Origin of the sequence: Tepidimonas thermarum, from assembly GCF_007556705.1 — a bacterium.
In the GTDB taxonomy this organism is placed as follows: Bacteria; Pseudomonadota; Gammaproteobacteria; order Burkholderiales; family Burkholderiaceae_C; genus Tepidimonas; species Tepidimonas thermarum.
This window is the reverse complement of record NZ_VJOL01000023.1, coordinates 19,446-39,315: the sequence shown is the minus strand read 5'-3', so window position 1 is coordinate 39,315 and position 19,870 is coordinate 19,446. Positions and strand designations below refer to the sequence as shown.

The 19,870-nt window shown below is 68.6% G+C and carries 17 protein-coding genes; 5 read left to right on the top strand and 12 right to left on the bottom strand.

What is annotated here, in order from left to right:
• Window positions 1–164: 164 nt before the first annotated feature.
• From Tther_RS07185 to Tther_RS07175, 3 genes are all read right to left on the bottom strand, one after another.
• Entirely contained in the window at window positions 165–401 is a 237-nt protein-coding gene (locus Tther_RS07185) for a thioredoxin family protein (protein ID WP_143902359.1), read from the bottom strand.
• Between the two features lie 111 nt (window positions 402–512).
• On the bottom strand, window positions 513–1,559 hold the full coding sequence (locus Tther_RS07180) for a permease (protein WP_143902356.1): 1,047 nt from the start codon (window positions 1,557–1,559) through the stop codon (window positions 513–515).
• Window positions 1,560–1,734: 175 nt separating this feature from the next.
• The gene (locus tag Tther_RS07175; protein WP_185975029.1) at window positions 1,735–3,135 is read right to left on the bottom strand and encodes an MBL fold metallo-hydrolase; all 1,401 of its coding nucleotides are present in this window, start codon (window positions 3,133–3,135) and stop codon (window positions 1,735–1,737) included.
• Window positions 3,136–3,306: 171 nt separating this feature from the next.
• Between Tther_RS07175 and Tther_RS07170 the strand changes: the two genes are divergently transcribed.
• Window positions 3,307–3,954 carry a GntR family transcriptional regulator gene (locus tag Tther_RS07170; RefSeq protein ID WP_143902352.1) on the top strand — a complete coding sequence of 216 codons (648 nt, stop codon included), beginning with the start codon at window positions 3,307–3,309 and terminating at the stop codon, window positions 3,952–3,954.
• A 67-nt stretch (window positions 3,955–4,021) separates the two neighbouring features.
• On the opposite strand, the gene dusA is transcribed toward Tther_RS07170, so the two are convergent.
• The 4 genes from dusA to phaC form a co-directional block, all read right to left on the bottom strand.
• Window positions 4,022–5,035 carry a tRNA dihydrouridine(20/20a) synthase DusA gene (dusA, locus tag Tther_RS07165; RefSeq protein ID WP_143902350.1) on the bottom strand — a complete coding sequence of 338 codons (1,014 nt, stop codon included), beginning with the start codon at window positions 5,033–5,035 and terminating at the stop codon, window positions 4,022–4,024.
• Window positions 5,036–5,102: 67 nt separating this feature from the next.
• Window positions 5,103–5,843 carry an acetoacetyl-CoA reductase gene (gene phbB, locus Tther_RS07160; protein WP_143902348.1) on the bottom strand — a complete coding sequence of 247 codons (741 nt, stop codon included), beginning with the start codon at window positions 5,841–5,843 and terminating at the stop codon, window positions 5,103–5,105.
• A 56-nt stretch (window positions 5,844–5,899) separates the two neighbouring features.
• On the bottom strand, window positions 5,900–7,078 hold the full coding sequence (locus Tther_RS07155; RefSeq protein WP_143902346.1) for an acetyl-CoA C-acetyltransferase: 1,179 nt from the start codon (window positions 7,076–7,078) through the stop codon (window positions 5,900–5,902).
• Between the two features lie 36 nt (window positions 7,079–7,114).
• Window positions 7,115–8,917 carry a class I poly(R)-hydroxyalkanoic acid synthase gene (phaC, locus tag Tther_RS07150; protein WP_143902344.1) on the bottom strand — a complete coding sequence of 601 codons (1,803 nt, stop codon included), beginning with the start codon at window positions 8,915–8,917 and terminating at the stop codon, window positions 7,115–7,117.
• A 172-nt stretch (window positions 8,918–9,089) separates the two neighbouring features.
• Between phaC and Tther_RS07145 the strand changes: the two genes are divergently transcribed.
• Entirely contained in the window at window positions 9,090–9,392 is a 303-nt protein-coding gene (locus tag Tther_RS07145; RefSeq protein ID WP_342781765.1) for a hypothetical protein, read from the top strand.
• Here Tther_RS07145 and pgeF read toward each other — a convergent pair.
• Window positions 9,306–10,139 carry a peptidoglycan editing factor PgeF gene (gene pgeF / locus Tther_RS07140; protein ID WP_246098944.1) on the bottom strand — a complete coding sequence of 278 codons (834 nt, stop codon included), beginning with the start codon at window positions 10,137–10,139 and terminating at the stop codon, window positions 9,306–9,308. The genes Tther_RS07145 and pgeF overlap by 87 nt on opposite strands.
• Window positions 10,129–10,803, bottom strand: coding sequence for a maleylacetoacetate isomerase (maiA, locus tag Tther_RS07135; RefSeq protein WP_143902340.1), 675 nt, complete (start codon window positions 10,801–10,803; stop codon window positions 10,129–10,131). The genes pgeF and maiA overlap by 11 nt, the downstream gene beginning before the upstream one ends.
• A 171-nt stretch (window positions 10,804–10,974) precedes the next feature.
• On the opposite strand from maiA, the gene Tther_RS07130 reads away from it, so the two are divergent.
• Both Tther_RS07130 and Tther_RS07125 read left to right on the top strand, forming a co-directional pair.
• Window positions 10,975–12,018, top strand: coding sequence for a TRAP transporter substrate-binding protein (locus Tther_RS07130; protein ID WP_143902338.1), 1,044 nt, complete (start codon window positions 10,975–10,977; stop codon window positions 12,016–12,018).
• 55 nt (window positions 12,019–12,073) lie between these two features.
• Window positions 12,074–12,628 carry an NUDIX hydrolase gene (locus tag Tther_RS07125; RefSeq protein WP_143902336.1) on the top strand — a complete coding sequence of 185 codons (555 nt, stop codon included), beginning with the start codon at window positions 12,074–12,076 and terminating at the stop codon, window positions 12,626–12,628.
• Window positions 12,629–12,661: 33 nt separating this feature from the next.
• Here the strand turns inward: Tther_RS07125 and Tther_RS07120 are convergent, their stop codons facing one another.
• Window positions 12,662–14,791, bottom strand: coding sequence for a putative bifunctional diguanylate cyclase/phosphodiesterase (locus Tther_RS07120; protein WP_143902334.1), 2,130 nt, complete (start codon window positions 14,789–14,791; stop codon window positions 12,662–12,664).
• A 126-nt stretch (window positions 14,792–14,917) separates the two neighbouring features.
• Between Tther_RS07120 and Tther_RS07115 the strand changes: the two genes are divergently transcribed.
• On the top strand, window positions 14,918–15,262 hold the full coding sequence (locus Tther_RS07115) for an Hpt domain-containing protein (RefSeq protein WP_143902332.1): 345 nt from the start codon (window positions 14,918–14,920) through the stop codon (window positions 15,260–15,262).
• On the opposite strand, the gene Tther_RS07110 is transcribed toward Tther_RS07115, so the two are convergent.
• Window positions 15,259–16,314, bottom strand: a complete 1,056-nt coding sequence (locus Tther_RS07110; RefSeq protein WP_342781764.1) for a cell division protein FtsZ — start codon at window positions 16,312–16,314, stop codon at window positions 15,259–15,261. The two genes, Tther_RS07115 and Tther_RS07110, sit on opposite strands and share 4 nt — an antisense overlap.
• On the bottom strand, window positions 16,311–19,841 hold the full coding sequence (smc, locus tag Tther_RS07105; protein WP_143902330.1) for a chromosome segregation protein SMC: 3,531 nt from the start codon (window positions 19,839–19,841) through the stop codon (window positions 16,311–16,313). The genes Tther_RS07110 and smc overlap by 4 nt, the downstream gene beginning before the upstream one ends.
• Window positions 19,842–19,870 lie beyond the last annotated feature (29 nt).

Here is a 19,870-nt window from a genome sequence, read left to right as displayed (position 1 = left end):
GTTTCCGCAATGCTCGCCGAACTCGACGACGAGTGGCTGACCGGCAAGGTCTATCTCAACTTCAACCTGTAACCCGGTTGTCATGACCACCCAACCGGAAATTTACAGAAAAGAGGTTGCACAATCCCCGCACCAGCGCGGTCGTCAACGCAGGCGGTGGGCACTCATGCCGCGGACAGCCATTGTTCCACCTTTTCCCGGCTGGGCACGCCGCCCGCGTGCACGACCTTGCCGTTGATCACCACGCCGGGCGTGGACATGACGCCATAGCGCATGATGTCTTTGAGGTCCTCGACCTTTTCCAACGTGATGTTGACGCCTTTGGCCTTGGCAACCTGGTCGATCAGCGCAAGGGTGTTTCTGCAATTGGCACAGCCGGTGCCCAGAACTTTGACATCCATGTTTTGGCTCCTTGGGTGGTGATGGACGAAGAAAGATCAACACACGACCCACGACCCTTGCCCGAGACGGGTGGTGCCGCAAACGCTGGCGGCATCCCTCGGGCGCAACCGTCACAGCACGGCATTGAACACATAACCAACGACCAGGATGCCGGCGGCCACCACGCCGACGAAGGTCGCAATCAGCCGCATCTTGAGCACCTTGCGCAGGATGATCATCTCCGGCAGCGAAAGCGCGATCACGCTCATCATGAACGCCAGCACCGTGCCCAGTGCCGCGCCCTTGGCCAGCAGCGCCTGCACGATGGGAATGACGCCGGCGGCGTTGGTGTACATCGGCACGCCGATGACGACCGCCAGCGGCACCGCCCACCAGGCATCCTTGCCCATGATGGCGGCCATGAAATCCTCGGGCACGTAGCCGTGGATCAGCGCGCCGAGTGCGATGCCACCGAGGATGTACGGCCAGACCTTGCCGACGATCTCGCGCACCGATTGGAAGCCGGCCTCGATACGGTCCGCGAGCGTGAGCCCGCCCTCCTCGACGGTTGCCGTCACTTTGGGCATGTCGCGCACCCAGTCCTCGAGGTGGCGCTCCATCTTCAGCCGGCCGATGATCCAGCCCGCGACGATCGCCACCGTCAGGCCCAGCCCCAGGTACAGCGCGGCGATCTTCCAGCCAAACAGCCCAAACAGCAGGGTCAGCGCCACCTCGTTGACCATGGGCGCCGAGATCAGGAAGGAGAACGTCACCCCCAACGGCACCCCCGCCTGCACGAAGCCGATGAACAGCGGCACCGCCGAGCACGAACAAAACGGCGTGACGATGCCCAGGGTGGCGGCCATCACATTGGCCACGCCTTCGGTGCGGCCGGCCAGCAGTGCGCGCGTGCGCTCGGGCGTGAAGTAGCTGTTGATCATGCCCATGACGAACACCACACCGGTGAGCAGCATGAGCACCTTGGGCGTGTCATAGAAGAAAAACTGCAACGCGCCGCCGAGGTGGCTGTTGCGGTCCACGGGCAGGGCCGCGACCAAGACCTCCGACAGCGGGTCAAGCACGCGGTAGAGGGCCAGCCACGCGACGGCGGCGAGCAGCAAAAACAGCGCCGGCTGGCGCAGGGGCCAGGGCTTGGTGGAGGCTGCGAGCGTGTTCATGCTAGCGAAGACGGGCTGACCGGCCAAAAGACGCAGGGCCCGTCAGTGGCTCATCCCATCCGGCCGGGGCTGGCCACCCTTGCGCACCATGGGCAGCACGCGATCCCCGAAGGACCAACGGCCGCGTTGCCCCACGGTCCCCCGGATGGCGTGACGGAGACTCGTGCACAACGTCTCACTCCCGCTCCACCTCCAGATACGTGCGGTTGGCCAGCTGCGGCAGCCAAACGTCGGCGTGCTTGAGGTGGCGATACGGCCGGGCGTCGAAGCTCTTGACCGCGGCGCTCATGTCCACGCCGTCGTCGACCGCCTTTTTCATGTGTGCGCGCAGCGCGATCAGCAGGTCGCGCGTGTCCCTCTGCGCGGTGGCCAGGTCGGTCACGCGACCGTGGCCCGGGACGATGACGGCGGGCTTGAGTTGGTCGATCACCTCGAAGCTGGCAAGCCAGGTCTTGCTGCGGCTGACCTCGTGCAGGCCGAGAATGCGGTCCACATAGACCACATCACCGCCGAACAGCACACGCGTCTGCGGCAACCAGACCAGGGTGTCGCCCGGGGTGTGGCCGCCGCCACGGTGCTTGAGTTCGATGACCGTGCCGCCCAGCTCGAGCCGCGTGTCCGGTTCGGTCAGCCAGCGCGTCGGCAACGTGGGCACCGTGCCGTCGAGCCGCTCTTTGAGCACGCGCCGCAGGCCGTCCATGTGTTCGGCCGCGCGCGTCTTCATATCGGCCTGGGCGTCCTGGTGGGCCAGGATCTCGGCGCCCTTGTCCTTGAAATAGCCATTGCCCAGCCAGCGGTGGTCCTGCCCGCCGGTGTTGATGACCCACCGGATGGGCTGGGGCGTGACCGCACGCGCGGCGGCCTCGATTTTCTTGGCCACCTCGTAGGTGGGGCCGCTGTCGATCAGCACCGCGCCAGCGGGCGTGACCACCAGGCCGAGGTTGGCGTTGAGCCCCTCGTTGTCGTAGGTGCGGCCTTCGAGGTCGCCAATGTAGGCGTAGACGTTGTCGGCGACGCGCTCGAATGCGACCTCCACGGCCTGCGCGAGCAGGCTCAGGCCGCCGAGCAGCAGACCGACGAAGAAACGGCGCAGGGACAGTTTTTGGGCGAGATTCATGGGGTTCATCATACGGTGGCGAGGATGGGACGTTGCGGGTCGCAGCGCGGTGCCCCGGCATAAGACGGCGTAGCGGCGCTTAGGACGCAGCCAACCCCTCAAAACCCAGGGAAAACCCTGCGTCAAGCGCGGCAGGCAGGCGGTCAGCGCGTCCACCGTATCGGGCTCTGCGTCCTCGGCCACCAGCGTTTCCGGCAGCTCGACGGTCTCGCGCGCCACGCGCAAGGTGTCGGCAAGCAGGTTGCGCGCCACCTCGAACCGCCAGGCACGTGCGTTGTGGATGTCGCAAAAGCGCTGCCCCTGGCGCAGCGCCTTGATGAACAACGCCTGCATGAGGTCGTCCGCATCGGCCGGTTCGCGCAGGCGCGCACGCAACCAGCGGCGCAGTTCGCGCTCGTGCGCAATCCATGCGCGGGCGACGCCACTGGGGGCGCCCGCGAAACCGGCAGGTATCGTCACGGCAGTGGCGGCAGCAGCGCCGGTCTTGCGCCCTTGCGGGGGAAACGTCACGGCTTTCGGTGTGGCTTACCGGCACGCGTATAACCACCGGCGTCGCGCCTGGTCTGCACCCGCGGGTCCGTCTCATTCATAATTTTGGATGCAAAATCCATTCAACGTTATCATGTCGCCATGACTGCCGTTCCCCTGCTGTCGCGCGCCCTTTACGAGGAAGTGGCCGAGCGCCTGCGCCAGCGCATCTTCAGCCGCGAGTTACCCCCCGGCGCCTGGATCGATGAACTCAAGATCGCCGAGGAGCTGGGCATCAGCCGCACGCCACTGCGCGAGGCCATCAAGGTGCTGGCAGCCGAAGGCCTGGTGACCATGAAGGTGCGGCGCGGGGCCTACGTGACAGAGGTGTCGCAGCAAGACCTGCGCGAGGTCTACGAGCTGCTGGCCCTGCTGGAAGCGGACGCGGCCGAGGCGGTCTGCTGGCGCGCCAGCGATGAGGAGTTGGCAGAACTCGAACGCCTGCATGCGCAGCTCGAGGCGGCGGCGGATCCCGCGACCGGCTCGCGCGAGCGCTTTTTCGAGCTCAACGAGGCCTTTCACCTGCGCGTGCTGGACCTGGGGCAAAACCGCTGGCGCAAGCAACTGGTCAACGACCTGCGCAAGGTCATGAAGCTCAACCGGCACGGCTCGCTGTCCAAGCAGGGGCGCATTGCCGAGTCGTTGGCGGAGCACCGCGCGATTCTGGATGCGCTGCGCCGTCGCGATCCGGCCGCCGCCGCCCAGGCGGTGCGGGTGCACTTTGCCAACGGCCTGCAGGCGGCCGTCTAACGCCCCGCGTGCGGGCGGCCAGCCTGGCCGCAACCCTCGGACAAGCTGCGCGTGATGCGCTGCCTGGTCAGGCCGCAACCGGCTCGCCACGCATCGCCGCGCGGGCGCGCCGCGACACCTCGGCCGGCGGCAACCCCTTGAGCCGGTGGTCGCTCCACACCTGGCGCCAGCGGCGGGCCCCCGGCTGTCCGTGGCGCAAGCCGAGCATGTGGCGGGCGATGGCGTACCACCCCCCGGGCAGCTCCGGCCCCACGCGCGTCATGTAGGTCACCATGCGGGCCTCCACCGCGTCGCGGTCCAGCGCCGCTGCCGCAGTGTCGCCGAAGTAGGCCGCATCCCACGACGCCAGCCACCACGGGTTGTGGTAGGCCTCGCGCCCCACCATCACGCCATCCACCTGCGCCAACTGCTCGGCGATCTGCGCGTCGGTGGTGATGCCGCCATTGACCACGATGGTCAGGTGGGGAAAGTCGCGCTTGAGGCGGTGCACCACGGCGTAGCGCAGTGGCGGGACGGTGCGGTTTTCGGCCGGACTCAGACCATCGAGCCAGGCGTTGCGGGCGTGAACGATGAAGACCGAACAGCCGGCTTCGGCCACGATACCGACGAAATCGCGCACAAAGCCGTAATCCTCCACCCGGTCGATGCCAATGCGGTGCTTGACCGTCACCGGCACGCGCACCGTGTCGCGCATGGCGCGCACACAGTCCGCCACCAGGCGCGGGTGCTCCATCAGACAGGCGCCAAAGGCCCCCCGCTGCACGCGGGGGCTGGGGCAGCCGCAGTTGAGGTTGATTTCGTCGTAACCCCAGACCTCCCCCATGCGCGCGGCCACAGCCAGCTCACGCGGGTCGTTGCCGCCGAGCTGCAACGCCACCGGGTGTTCGATGGCGTCAAACTGCAGGTGGCGCACCACATCACCGTGCAACAGTGCACCGGTGGTGACCATTTCGGTGTACAGGCGCGTGTGGCGGGTGAGCTGCCGGTGCAGCCAGCGGCAGTGGCGATCGGTCCATTCCATCATCGGCGCCACGCTCAGGCGCCAGGGGCTGTGACCGTTTGCAGCGACGGGGTGTTCCATGGGGTCGGGATTATCCCCGACCCCGGGGACAGCAGGGCTGGCGGCCACGGGCCAGCCCGCCGCGACATCAGCCCATGTGCAGGCCGCCGTTGATCGAGAAGTCGGCGCCGGTGGCAAACCCGGCGTCGTCGCTGGCCAGCCAGGCCACGATCGAGGCGATCTCGCGCGGCTCGCCCAGGCGCTTGACGGGAATTTGGGCCACGATTTTTTCCAACACGTCCGGGCGGATGGCCTTGACCATGTCGGTGGCGATGTAGCCGGGGCTGACCGTGTTGACGGTCACGCCCTTGGAGGCCAGCTCCTGCGCCAGCGCCATCGTAAAGCCATGCATGCCGGCCTTGGCCGCCGAGTAGTTGGTCTGGCCGGCCTGGCCCTTTTCCCCGTTGACCGAGGAAATCTGGATGATGCGGCCCCAGCCGCGCTCGACCATGTCGGGCACCACCTGCTTGGTGACGTTGAACATCGACGTCAGGTTGGTGTTGATGACCGCATCCCAGTCTTCCTTGGTCATCTTCAGGAACAGCCGGTCGCGCGTGATCCCCGCGTTGTTGACCAAAACGTCGATGGGGCCGTGCTCGGCCTTGGCCTTGGCAAAGGCCTGCACGGTCGAGTCCCAGTCGGCGACATTACCAACGCTGGCGTAGAAGGTGTAGCCCAGCGCCTTTTGCTCGTCGAGCCACTTTTGGTAGTCGCGCGTGGGGCCGCAGCCGGCAATGACCTTGAACCCCGCTTTGTGCAGGGCCTGGCAGATGGCGGTGCCGATCCCGCCCATGCCACCGGTGACGTAGGCGACGCGTTGCTGACTCATGGCTTGGCTCCTCTGTGGTGTGGGTGTGGAAAATGGTGCGGGCAACGATGGGGGCCTCAGCGCTCGACGCACAGCGACACGCCCATGCCGCCGCCGATGCACAGTGCGGCGAGCCCCTTGCGGGCGTTGCGCCGCTGCATCTCGTGCAGCAGGGTGACCAGCACGCGACAGCCGGATGCCCCAATGGGGTGCCCCAGGGCGATCGCGCCCCCGTTGACGTTGACCTTGGCCGGGTCGATGCCCAGGGCCTGGTTGACCGCGCAGGCCTGCGCCGCGAACGCTTCGTTGAGCTCGAACAGATCGACGTCGGCCACCGTCCAGCCGGCGCGCGCCAACGCCTTTTGCGAGGCGGGCACCGGTCCCATGCCCATGGTGGCCGGGTCGAGCCCGCTGGTGCCAAAGCTGGCGATGCGCGCCAGCGGCTGCAAGCCGAGCTGGGCCGCCTTGCTGGCCTTCATCACCATCACGGCCGCCGCGCCGTCGTTGATGCCGCTGGCGTTGCCGGCGGTGACGGTGCCGGCTTTGTCGAACGCGGGCTTGAGGCCGGCCAGCGCCTCGGCGTTGGTCTTGCGGTTGATGTATTCGTCGGTATCAAAGACGATGGGATCCCCCTTGCGCTGCGGGATGGTCACGGGCACGATCTCGTCCTTGAATTTGCCCGCATCCTGCGCAGCGGCGGCCTTTTGCTGGCTGGCCAGCGCTAGGGCGTCTTGCATCGCGCGCGTGATGCCGTGTGCCTTGGCGACGTTTTCGGCGGTGATGCCCATGTGGTACTGGTTGTACACATCCCACAGGCCATCGACGATCATGGAGTCGATCATCTTCCAGTCGCCCATGCGCTGGCCTTCGCGGCTGCCCATGAGCACGTGCGGGGCCAGCGACATGCTCTCCTGCCCGCCGGCGATGACGATGTCGCTGTCGCCCCAGGCCACGGCCTGTGCGGCCAACATCACGGCCTTGAGGCCCGAGCCACACACGGCGTTGATGGTCAGCGCCGGCGTCTCTTTGGGCACGCCCGCCTTCATGGCCGCCTGGCGCGCGGGGTTTTGACCGCAACCGGCCGCCAGCACCTGCCCCATGATGACCTCGCCCACCTGGTCGGCGGGCACACCCGTGCGCTGCAACAGCGCCCGAATGACGGTGGCGCCCAAATCGGTGGCGGGAGTTTTGGCAAGCGTGCCGCCAAATTTGCCGATGGCGGTGCGCACAGCGCCCACGATGACGATGTCTTCCATGATGCAACCTTTCGCGTGAGAAAAAATGTAACGGGCTCAGACCGAGCGGCCGCCGGCGGCCAGGGTGGCCAAGGCCTCCTGCGCCGACACACGCACGTAGCGCCCCGGGGCGGGTTCGATGGGCTTGTGGCGGCGGTTGCCGTAGCTGCGCGGCGCGGCCACCTGGGGCCCAGCGTGCGCGGCCAGCCACGGCGCCCAGTCGGTCCACCAACTGCCCTTGTGCTCGGTGGCGGCGTCGATCCAGTCGTCCACCGCCGGCGGGAAGTGGTTTGGCGCCCCCGTCCAGTAGCTGCGTTTGCCCTTGGCCGCCGGGTTGATCACGCCGGCGATGTGGCCCGACGCCCCCATAACAAAGCGCACCGGGCCACCCAGGTGCTGGGTGGTCGCATACGCCCCGCCGATGGGCACGATGTGGTCTTCGCGCGAGCCGTACACGTAGGCCGGGATGTCGATGGCGCCGAGATCGATGCGCTCGCCGCAGACCGTGAGCGTGCCGGGTTGGCACAGCTCGTTTTGCAGGTACAGGTGGCGCAGGTACCACGCGTAGTAGCGCCCCGGCAGGTTGGTGCTGTCGCTGTTCCAGTACAGCAGATCAAACGGCGGCGGCGTCTCGCCCTTGAGGTAGTTGCCCACGACGTAGTTCCACACCAGGTCGTTGGGCCGCAAGAAACTGAACGTGGTGGCCAGCTCACGCCCGGGCAGAATGCCCCCGTTGGCAAACTGCAGCTCGCGCAGTTGCACAAAGGCCTCGTCGATGAAGACGTCGAGCACGCCCGTGTCGGTAAAGTCCAGCAGCGTGGTGAGGAACGTGACGCTTTCGACCTTGCGCTCGCCACGCGCGGCCAAGACCGCCAGCGCGGTGCCCAGCATGGTGCCGCCGACGCAAAAGCCCAGCGCGTTGACGGTGTCGGCCTTGCCAATCTCGCGCACGACGTCGATGGCACGGATGACGGCGTTTTCGATGTAGTCGTCCCACGTGGCCTGGGCAAGCTCGGCGTCGGGGTTGCGCCAGCTCATGACGAAGGTGCGGTGTCCCTGCTCCACCGCATAGCGCAAAAACGAGTTGTCTGGCTGCAGATCGAGAATGTAGTACTTGTTGATGCACGGTGGCACCACCAGAAACGGCCGCTCGTGCACCTTGGGCGTGAGCGGCTTGTACTCGATGAGCTGAAACAGCTCATTCTCGAACACCACCTGCCCTTCGGTGGTGGCCACGTTGCGACCGACCTCGAACGCGCTGTGGTCGGTCATCGAGACAAAGCCCTGCTTCATGTCGTGCAGCAGGTTTTGCACGCCTTTGGCGATGCTTTCGCCTTGGGTTTCGAGGGCTTTTTGCTGCGCCTCGGCGTTGAGGGCCAGGAAGTTGCTGGGTGCACTGGCATCGATCCACTGCTGCACGGCAAAGCGCACGCGCGCGCGGGTCTTGGGGTCGGCCTGCACCGCATCGGCCATGCGCATGAGCGTGCGCGCGTTGAGCAAATACCACGCGGCGCTGTAGGCCGCCACCGGGTTGCGCGCCCAAGCATCCGCGGCAAAGCGCCGGTCGTCGCGCGGCGGCTGCACCTGCAGCCCTTGGCGCCACAGCTCACCCAGCTCGCGCAGGTAGTCCTGCTGGATCTCCAGCCACGCGCGCGGATCCAGTTGCACCGGCTGGCCACTGAGGCGCTGCAGCACCTGGGACAGGCCCGCCGCGTCGCCCGAGCCGGGCACGGCGCCCGCGCCACCCGCGGGCTGGGGCACCCCCTGCAGCGTGGTCTGGACGGCCTGTGTCCATTGTTGCAAGGCTTGTTGCGACCACTGCAGCCAGGGGTTTTGGCCATCGCGCGGGTTTGCCGTCATGCGTGTGTCTCCTCTTGGTCATTCACATGCCATGGTAACGCGCTCGCCTGTCGTTTCCGTGACAATGCGAACCTGCCACCGCGGCGCCACTGGCCTGGGGCCCATCGCGCCAGTGCATGTGACACCAGTGTTGCAAGGGTGGCTTCCATGACGCTGACAAAATCCGTGCCCGATGGGGCATGTTCGTGGGGTGGCGCCGATGTATCTCGTGTTGCTGGCGTGGGGCTACGTGGTGGTGATGATGGCGATTGCGGAGACCATGAGCCCCAACGGCACCCTGCTGGGGGCGTTGTTGACGCTGCTGCTCTACGGCGTGGGGCCCATGGCGTTGGTGGTGTACCTGGCCGGCACGCCGCTGCGGCGCAAAGCGCGGCGGCGTGCCGAAGCGTCAGCCAGCGCTGCGCCAGACGGCCGCTGCGAGCCGCCCGCTGCTGCCGAGGCGCCGCGCATCACGCCGGTGCGAGAAGAACCGTGATGGGTTGCTGACGGTGCACCAGGACGGTGCGCCGTCGTGACCCGCGATCGCCCCAAAACCCAAACGCTGCAGGCGCGCGCGCGCCAGCCATGGCAGGTCCGCCCGCCAGCGGTCCGTGCCGGGCGCGCCCGGGACGAACGCGCCGGCATCGTCCGGGTGCGCGGCCACGAATGCCGCGCGCACCTCCGGCCCGACCTCGAAGGCGGCAGGCCCGATGGCGGCACCGATCCACACCCGTATCGCGCGTCGCTGCGCCGGCTCGCGCGCCGCCGGCCACGCCTGGCAAAGCGATTCAAGCACGCCCTGCCCGGCCTCCCCCGCCAGGCCGCGCCAGCCCGCGTGCACCGCCGCGACCGAGGTGCCCCCCGGCGCCGCCAACAGGATCGGCAGACAGTCGGCCACGAGCACGCAGCAGGCCACGCCCCACGCGTCGGTCCAACAGGCATCGGCTTCGACGCCATCGGGCGCCGCGGCGTCCACGCGCACCACGCGCGTGCCATGCACCTGCCGCAAAAACACCGGCCGCACCCCCAGCGCGGCGGCCAACCGCTGGCGGTTGAGCGCCACAGCCGCAGGGTCGTCACCCACGTGATCGCCCAGGTTGAGCGACGCCCACGGCCCCGCGGAGACGCCACCGGCGCGCGTGCTCATCCAGCCGCAGGCGCCCGGCCCAAGGTCGGCGGCCAGGCCGGGCAGGCCGGCGCGCACCGCCTCGATCGGCGCCGCGGGGGTGGCGTCACTCGGCATCGGGGCAGCGCGAGGGGTGGGCGCGCTGGAAGGCGTCGAGCTGCATGCAGCGCTCATAAACCGCCAGGGTCAGCGGAATGCCTTCGTACTCCAAACCAAAGCGGCGGCCGTTGACGATTTGCGGCACCAGGCAGCAATCGGCCAGCGTGGGGTGGTCGCCGTAGGAGTAGACCGAGGGCGGCAACCCGCGCCGTGCGCGCTCCTCGGCCAAGTCCTGCAAGCGGCGTTCGTACGCGCGCAGGCCTTCCATGACCCAGTGGTTGTACCAGGCGGTGCGCTGCGCTTCGTCCAGGCCCAGCGGAGCCGCCAGGTATTTGAGGATGCGCAGGTTGTTGATCGGGTGGATTTCGCACGCGATCGTCTGCGCCAGCGCGCGCACGCGGGCGCGGCCAAGCGGGTCGCGCGGCAGCAGCGGCGGCTCGGGGTGCGTCTCGTCCAGGTACTCGATGATGGCCATCGACTGGCTCAACAGCGCCTCATCGGGCTGCCCCTGGACGTCGAGCACCGGCACCAGTCCGTCGGGGCTGATGGCGCGGTAGGCCGCGCCGTGCTGCTCGCCTTTGGCCAGATGGACGCTGACGTAGTCGTAGTCCAGACCCTTGAGGTTGAGCGCGATGCGCACGCGAAACGAGGTACCGGAGCGAAAGTAGTTGTAGAGCTTCATGGCATCGAAGGGGTGTCAGACCCCACAGTCTAGCCGCGTGGCGCACCCAGACAAACCCCGAGACGGCCACCATGAGCGGGCGCGGCGCCCTACACTACGGGACACCGCACAGCACTCCCCAACCAGTCCGTGCGGACCTGCCCATCCACGTCGTTTCCGGAGATCTGCACCATGATCCAGCGCCGCACCCTGCTGCAATCGGGCGCCGCCGTCGCCCTGGGCGCTCCCGCCCTGATCGGCTTTGCACAGCCCAGCGTCACGCTCAAGTTTCACACCTTCATGTCGCCCACGTCCAACGTGTGGCTCAACATGCACAAGGCCTGGATGGACAAGGTTGAGAAAGACTCGGGCGGGCGCATCAAATTCGAAGCCTACCCGGCCATGCAGCTGGGGGGCTCGCCGGTGCAGCTCTACGACCAGGCCAAGGATGGCGTCGTGGACATCGTGTGGACGCTGCCGGGCAACACGCCAGGGCGGTTTCCGCGCACCGAGGTGTTCGAGCTGCCGTTCATGATGACCAACGCCGAGGCCACCTCCAAGGCGTTTTGGGAGTACGTGCAGACCAAGGCCGCCGATGAATACCGCGACATCCACCCGATTGCCTTTCAGGTGCACGGTCCGGGCATGTTCCACGTCAAGCCCCGTGTGATCACGCAGCCCGACGATTTGCGCGGCCTCAAGATGCGCGGGCCGACACGGCAAATCACCAAGATGCTGGGCTACCTGGGGGCCACGCCGGTGGGCATGCCGCTGCCGCAGATCCCCGATGCGCTCTCCAAGGGCGTGATCGACGGCTGTGTGATTCCGTGGGAGGTGGTCCCCTCGGTCAAGGTGCACGAGCTGGTGAGCCACCACAGCGAGTTCGACCCCGCGGGCGGCGCGCTCTACACCACGACGTTCGTCATGGGCATGAACAAGGCGCGCTACGAGTCGCTGCCGTCCGACTTGAAGAAAGTCATCGATGCCAACTCCGGGATCGAAACCTCGGCCTTTTTGGGGCGCACGCAGCAAGCCGGCGACGCCCCGGCGCGCAAGCTTGCCGTGGAGCGCGGCAACAAGATCCACACCATCGGCATGGAGCAGGCGCAGGAGTTCCGCCGCCGCGCCCGGCAGGTCGAGGTCGAGTGGGTGCAGGACATGGACAAGCGTGGCTTCAACGGCCGCGATTTGCTCGACACCGCGCGCAAGCTGATCGAAAAACACACCAAGCGGTAATCCACCACGGCCCAGCGCACGGTCATGCGCGTGCGCTGGCACTACACTGGCGGGCATGTTGCGCAGTCCCATCCGGTTTTGCCGTGCGTGTGCCACCGCTGTCGAGTACCGCGTCCCCGACGACGGCGACACGCGCGTGCGGGCGGTGTGCCCAGCGTGCGGCACCATCCACTACGAAAACCCACTCAACGTGGTCGGCACGGTGCCGCACTGGGGCGCGCAGGGGCAGCAGGTGCTGCTGTGCCGGCGCGCCATCGAGCCGCGCTGGGGCAAGTGGACCCTGCCCGCCGGCTTCATGGAGCTGGGCGAAACCACCGAAGAAGGCGCCGTGCGCGAAACGCAGGAGGAAGCCGGCGCCGACATCGCGCTGGAGGGGCTGTTCACCCTGCTCAACGTGGCGCGCGTGGGCCAGGTGCACATCTACTACCGCGCGCGGCTGCTCAGCGACCGCTTTGCGCCCGGCCACGAAACGCTGGAGGCGCGCCTGTTTTACGAGCACGAAATCCCGTGGGAGGATTTGGCGTTTCGCACCGTGCAGGAGACGCTGCGACGCTACTTCGAGGACCGGCGGCGCGGGCAATTTGGCGTGCACACCGGCAACATCGGCTAGGGCGCCCGGGCCGCACGATGCGCCGCGCGGGCGTCAGAGCGTGCGGCAGTAGTCGCGTGCCAACGCCTCCAAATCGGTGGCGGGCATCGGCCGGCCTATCAGGTAGCCCTGCACCTGGGTGACGCCGATGGCCTCGAGAAAGTCGCACTGACGCTGGGTTTCCACCCCCTCGGCGATGACGTCCACACCCAGCGATTGGCCCAGCGCCACCACCGCGCGCACGATGGCGCGGTCTGCGGGCCCGCGCGTGATATGGGTGACAAATGCGCGGTCGATTTTGATCGCATCGACCGGAAACTGCAGCACATACGCCAGCGAGGAGTGGCCAACGCCAAAATCGTCGATGGCCACCTTGACGCCAGCGGCGCGGTAACGCTGCAGCAGCCGCACCGTGTGATCAATGTCCTGCATCGCCAGACTCTCGGTGATCTCGAGCTCGATGCAATGGGGCGATACACCGCTGGCGCGCAGGGCCGACTCGATCTGCCCAGGCAACACCGGCGCCAGAAACTGCCGCGGCGACAGGTTGATGCCCACGCGCAGCGCAAGCCCGGCGCGCTCCCAGGCCGCGGCCTGGCGGGCCGCCGTCTCCAGCACCCACGCGCCGACATCGACGATCAGGCCGGACTCCTCCAGCAGCGGCACAAACTCCACCGGCGAGACCATGCCAAACTGCGGCGACTGCCACCGCAGCAACGCCTCGTAGCCGACGATACGCCCGGTGCCGAAGTCCATTTGCGGCTGGTAGAACAGGCACCATTCATCGCGCGCCAGTGCCTGGGCCAATGCGGCCTCCATGCTCAACAGCCGCTGGCGGCGCTGGGTACGGGCATCGTCGGCTTGCGCGCCCATGTCGTCGCGCCCCTGGGTGCGCGCGCGCTGCTGCGCCTCCTGCGCCAGGGTCAGCAGCGACTGCGGCTCGCATCCGTGACGGGGACACAGCGCCCAGCCAGCGCTCATGGTGAGCAACCAGGACTGCTCCCGCAGCATCACGGGCTGGCGCAACAGCGTCAGTACGCGCCGCCATTGCGCCAACGCAGCCGCCTCGTCGGCGGCCTGGATGGCGACCGCAAATTCATCGCCCCCGATGCGGGCGGCATCGGCGATGACACGCTCGTCCATCGCGCGCCGCAAGCGCTGCCCCAGCAGCGCCAGCAGCTCGTTGGCCCCGCTTTCGCCCAGCGTTTCGTTGTAGCGGCCAAACCGGTGGATGTCGACGGTGCCAATCAGCACGACCGCCTTTTGACCACCACCCGCCGCTTCGATGTGCTGCGCCGCGCGGTGCAAAAACAGGCGCCGGTTGGGCAACGCGGTCGTGTCGTCGTGCAGGGACAGGTAATCGACCAGCGCCTCGGTGCGGCGCATGTCGGTCACATCCTGGAACACGCCCATGACGCACTGCGCGTCGTCGCCGTGCCGCCCGCGCTCGCCGACCACCCGCACCACGCGGTCGCTGTCACGCACGCGGATCCGAAATTCCTGTTCCAGTCGCGCCCCGTCGTCGCGCACCGCCCCCAGCGCCGCGTTGAGCCGGGCTCGGTCATCGGTGTGGACACGGTCCAAAAAATCCTGTCGCGACACGCCTTCGCGCGCATCCAGCCCGGCCAGCGGCTCGATTTCGTCGCTCCAGCGCAAGCGGTCGGTGTCCAGATGCCACTCCCAATAACCCAGGCCGGCGATTTTGCGCACCGACAGCTCGCGCAGCCGGGCACGGCGCACCTCGCGCGTCAGGTCACCCGCGCGCAGGGCGTAGCGCACGCGCTGGCGCAGCAGCGCCCAGTTGATCGGCTTGGTGATGAAGTCCGTGGCCCCAGCCTCGAACGCCGCCTCGATCGAATCGATGTCGTCGGCCGCGGTGAGCATCACGATCGGCAACGCATCATCGGCCAGCAGACGCCGGATGTGCGCACACGCGGCGTGACCGTCCAGAACCGGCATCATCACGTCCATGAGGATCAGGTCGGGCCGCTCGGCCTGCACGGCGGCAATGGCCGCCTGCCCGTCGGGTGCCTCGACGACGCGGTAGCGCTCGCGCGCGAGCACGGCGCGCACCATGGCCCGCGTCGCCCGGTCGTCATCGACGATGAGCACGGTGGCCAGCGGCGCGCCGGCATTCGCAGCACGGGCACTGTCGTCCGAAGCAGGCAGGGTCAGGTCGTTCATGAATGCACGGTGGCCGTGAATGCGCGGTGGCCGCGGCGGGGCGGCGGAAGGTCGGCGCGGCAGCAGCCCACCCTTCTACAATAGCATCACTTGGGGTCAATCCGCCCACCGCCGTTACCGACGCCCATGTCCGTCCTGCTCAACACCGCCAGCCTGAACGAACTGCTCAGTTTGCTGGGGGACGAGTTGCGCGACATTGCGCGTCTGTATGTGGACCAGCTCGACAGCGAGCTGGCCGAACTCGACGCGGCGTGGACCGCGGGCGACTGGCCGCGCCTGCACCGGCGTGCCCACGCGCTCAAGGGCAGCAGCGGCAACCTGGGCGCGGTGGCGCTGGCGGAGACGGCCAGCCGGCTTGAAAAAGCGGCCCAGGCCGGCGACGCGGCGCTGGTCCAAACCGAGCTGGCCGCGCTGCGGCAGCTTGCACCGGCCACGGTGCAGGCCCTGCGCGACGGCCGCTACGTGCGCTAGCTGAACAGCCGCCGCGCCTCGGGCGATCCGGCCGGGACCGCGTGCGCCTCCAGCGCTTCGTAGAGGGCGTCGAGTTCGGCACCGATGCGATCCAGCGCATCGGCATCGAGCACCTGGCCGGCGTCATCGGTGACCAGACCGTCCATCGCGCTGGCCAGCGCCTGCGACAGCTCGCGCAAGCGCTGGTACGGGCGCTCGCTGCGCGGCACGTGGGTGGCCTCCAGCGTCAGGCGCACCTCACGCAGGATGGCCAGCGCCGGGTCGTCCGCCAGCGCCGCCTGCGTCTCCAGTTGCAGCACCAGCACGGCCCCACCCCCCTGCGACGCGGGCAACACCAAGCGGCCGGGCAGCGTGCCAGGCACGAACCCCACCCGCGCCGCATGTTGCATGACGTAGTCCGGGCTCCACGCCGCACGGCGCGCGCGGATGGTAAAGGCCAGTTGCGCATCGTGGGCGGCTGCAAACTGGTCGAGCTCGCGCGCGCGCTGCACCACCGCCATCATGTCCGGGAAGTCGGCCGCGGCCAGCAAGTGCTCGGCCCAGCCCTCGATTTTTTGCACGAACTCGGAATATTCGATTTCGTTGAGCGGCCCAGCCCGGTTGGCGAGCTGCACCCCGGCGCGCAGCGCCTGGTAACGCTGACCCGGTCGCGGCGCCTCCCACGCCTGGGCGTCGGTGGCATCCTGGGGCAGCCCCTCGATGAACAGCGGCTTGCTGCCCACCCGGCGGCTGCCGGGCATGGACTGCAGCACCGCATCCCCCGAGACGGGCTTTTCCAGCTGCAGCGGCACGATCACGTCCAGCCGCGCCGACAGCACGGCTGGTGGCGCTGCGGCGGCCGCCGGTGCGCCGGCGGCGAGCGGTTCGGTGGTCGCCTCGTCATCCAGGCTCGGCTCCAGACGTGGCGCGGCAGCAACGCTGCCTTCGCCGTCTGCAGCCGGTCGGGCGCGCCGCGGCGCCAGCCGCCGGACCTGCCAGCGGTGGTAGCCCCACACGCCCACCAGCAGCAAGCCGCCCATGACGATCAGGCCGATCTGCAATGAATCCATCATGCGCCCCCATTGTCCATCAACGAGGCCGCCCCGGCGAGGTCGACCGCCACGATGCGCGAGACACCCTGCTCCTGCATGGTGACGCCGATGAGCTGTTGGGCCATTTCCATGGCAATGCGGTTGTGGCTGATGAAAAGAAACTGGGTGTCGCGGCTCATGCGCGTGACCAGGCGGGCATAGCGCTCGGTGTTGGCGTCGTCCAGCGGTGCATCGACCTCGTCGAGCAGGCAAAACGGCGCCGGGTTGAGCTGGAAGATGGCAAACACCAGCGCGATCGCGGTCAGCGCTTTTTCGCCACCGGAGAGCAGGTGGATGGTCTGGTTTTTTTTGCCGGGCGGCTGTGCCATGACCTGCACCCCGGCGTCGAGGATTTCCTCGCCCGTCATGATGAGCCGGGCCTGGCCGCCGCCAAACAGCTCCGGGAACATGCGCCCGAAGTGGGCGTTGACGGTCTCAAAGGTGTGCGCCAGCAGCGCGCGGGTCTCTGCGTCGATTTTGCGGATGGCGTCTTCCAGGGTCTGGATGGCCTGCTGCAAATCGTGCGACTGGCTGGCCAGGAACTGCTGGCGCTCACGCGCCGCGCTGAGCTCTTCCAGCGCCGCCAGGTTGACCGCCCCCAAGGCGGCGATGTCCCGTTGCAGCCGGTCGATTTCCCCAGGCAGCCCGGACATGCGCACGCCGTCGGCCTGCACGGTCTGGGCCACGTCGTCGAGGTTCGCGCCGGCCTCGGCCAGCCACTGGCTGTATTGCTCGAGTGCGAGCTGCGCGGCCTGCTCCTTGAGCTGAAATTCGGTGATGCGGGCACGCAGGGGATCGAGTTCGCGCTCGATGCGCAAGCGCTGCTCGTCGGCGGCGCGCAATCGCGCGGTGAGCTCGTCGTAGCGGCTGCGCGCCTGGGCCAACACCTGCTCGCACCGTTGGCGCTCGGCCAGTGCGTCCTGCAAGCCGTTGCGCTCGGTGCTCTCGCTCAGGCGCTGCAGCTCGGCCTGCACCTGCTCGCGTTCCAGGTCCAGACGGGCTTGCTGCTCCTGCGCGGTCTGCACGTCGCGCTGCAACGCCGCGCGGCGCGCGGCCAAGGCGCGCTGGGCAAACGCCGCCTCCTGCGCCTGCCGCTCGGCGGCGCGCACCTGCTCGCGCGCGGCGCTGACCTGGCGCTCAGCCTGCGCCGCAGCGTCCTCGAGGACGGTGAGCTGCTCCTGCGTGTCGGCCAGTTGCAAATCGAGCGCCTCGAAGCGCGCCTCGGCCTCGAGGCGGCGCGCCTGCAGCGTTTCCAGCGCCTGCTCCACCTCGTCCAGATCCTGCTCGAGCTGCGCCTGGCGCTGGCGGGCCTGATCGGCAGCCTGCTCGCCCTTGAGCAGCTCGACCTGGATGGCGTGGCGGCGTTGTTGCGCGTCGGCCAGATCGCGGCGCGCCTGCCGCAGGTGCTCCGTGGTGTCGGCCCAGCGCGCTTCGGCGCGCTGCACCTGGGCGCGCGCTTCGTCGTGGATGAGCGCCTGGGCGCGAATTTCGCGCTCCAGGTGGTCGATTTCGTGCGCACGCGCGAGCAGACCGGCCTGGGGTTCGTCGGCGGCGTAGAAGGCCACGTCGTGCGGGCCCACGCTGTGCCCCTGCGGTGTGTAGCAGCGCTGCCCGGGCGCCAGCGCCGCGCGCTGCTGCAGCGCGGTGGCCAGGTCGGGCACGCCAATGGCACCCTGCAGCCACGTCGCCAACACGGCGTGCAGGGCCGCGTCGTGCACCCGCACCCGCTCGATCAGGGGCACGCCACCGGCAGCGGCCAGCGGCGCTGGCGCAGCCGCGGCCGGCGGCGGCGCAAAAAAGGCCAGCTTCGCGGGCGGGGGGTCCCGTTCGAGCGAGCGCACGTTGTCGAGCGCGCCGACTTGCAGCGCGCGCAGGCGCTCGCGCAAAGCGGCTTCGAGCGCGGTCTCCCAGCCCTCGTCGGTGTCCAGGCGCGTCCACAGGCCCGCCAGGGTATCCAAGCCATGCCGCTGCAGCCAGGGTTGCAGCCGCTCATCGGTCTGCAGTTTGTCCTGCAGGGCACGCAGCGCCTGCAAACGGGCCTGCAGCTCGGCCAGCCGCCGCGCCTGCGCGTGTTCCGCCTGCTGCGCGGCGCGCCGCTCGTCCTCGAGCTGCGGCAACAGCGCTTCGGCCTCGGCCAGCCGGGCTTCGGCGGCGGCGTGCTCGGCGTGCACGGCATCCAACTCGGCCCGCCAGTGCTGCAGGCGCTCGGCGTCCGGCGGCTGCACACGGGCGTGGTCCTGCGCCAGCCGGTCGCGGCGCTGTTGCAGCTGGCGCGCCTGTTCATCGAGCCCGCGCTGCTCCGCCGCCAGCACGCCGATGGCCTGCTGGACCTCGGCCACCCGCTGGCGCTGCTGGGCGACACGGGCCTGCGCCTGGCGCTGCGCGTCTTCCAGCGCCGGCAGACGCTGCGCCAGCTCGTCCAGCCGCGCCGCCAGCACCTCGGCCTGCTCGGCCGCACCGAGCTCCTGCTCGTCCAGCGCCGCCAGGGCTTGGGCCGCCTGCTCGGCGCGCGCGCGCCAGTCGGCGCTTTGCTGGGCCAGCGCCGCGCTGCGCTGCTCGGCGCGCTGGCGCCCCTCGACGACGAAGCGGATTTCCGCCTCCAAGCGCGCCACCTCGGCCCCGGCCTCATAGAGCTGCCCCTGGGCGCGGTTGACCGCCTCGCCGGCGTCGTAATGGGCTTGGCGAATCGCCTCCAGATCGGCTTCGGCGCTGCGCAGTTGGGCCACGCGTTCCTCGAGCGCGTTGACCAACTGCAAGCCGTCGGCGCGCACCTGCTCGAGCTGGGTCTGCGCCTCGCGGCGCTTGAGCCACCAGAGCTGGTGTTGGCGCCGCGTGACGGCGGACTGCAGCTCGTGGTAGCGCCGCGCGACCGCGGCCTGCTGCTCCAGGCGCTCGAGGTTGGCGTTGAGCTCGCGCAGGATGTCTTCGACCCGGGTCAGGTTCTCGCGCGTGTCGGCCAGTCGGTTGGCGGTTTCGCGCCGGCGCTCTTTGTACTTGGATACCCCGGCTGCTTCCTCCAAAAACAAGCGCAGCTCTTCCGGCCGGCTCTCGATGATGCGGCTGATCGTGCCCTGGCCAATGATCGCGTAGGCGCGCGGCCCCAGGCCCGTCCCCAGGAAGACGTCCTGCACGTCGCGCCGGCGCACCGGTTGCTGGTTGATGTAGTAGCTGCTCGTACCATCGCGCGTGAGCACGCGCTTGACGGAAATTTCGGCGTATTGGTTCCACGGCCCGCCGGCGCGGCGCGCGCTGTTGTCGAAAATCAGCTCGACGCTGGCGCGCTGCGCCGGCTTGCGCGTGGTGGTGCCGTTGAAGATGACGTCCTGCATGGACTCGCCGCGCAGCTCGCTGGCCTTGGACTCGCCCAACACCCAGCGCACGGCATCCATGATGTTGGATTTGCCGCACCCGTTCGGGCCCACCACCCCCACCAGCTGCCCCGGCAACTGGAAGGTGGTCGGCTCGGCGAACGACTTGAAGCCGGACAACTTGATGGTTTGCAGACGCACGGGGCGCTAGTTTACGGGGCCGCAGCCGC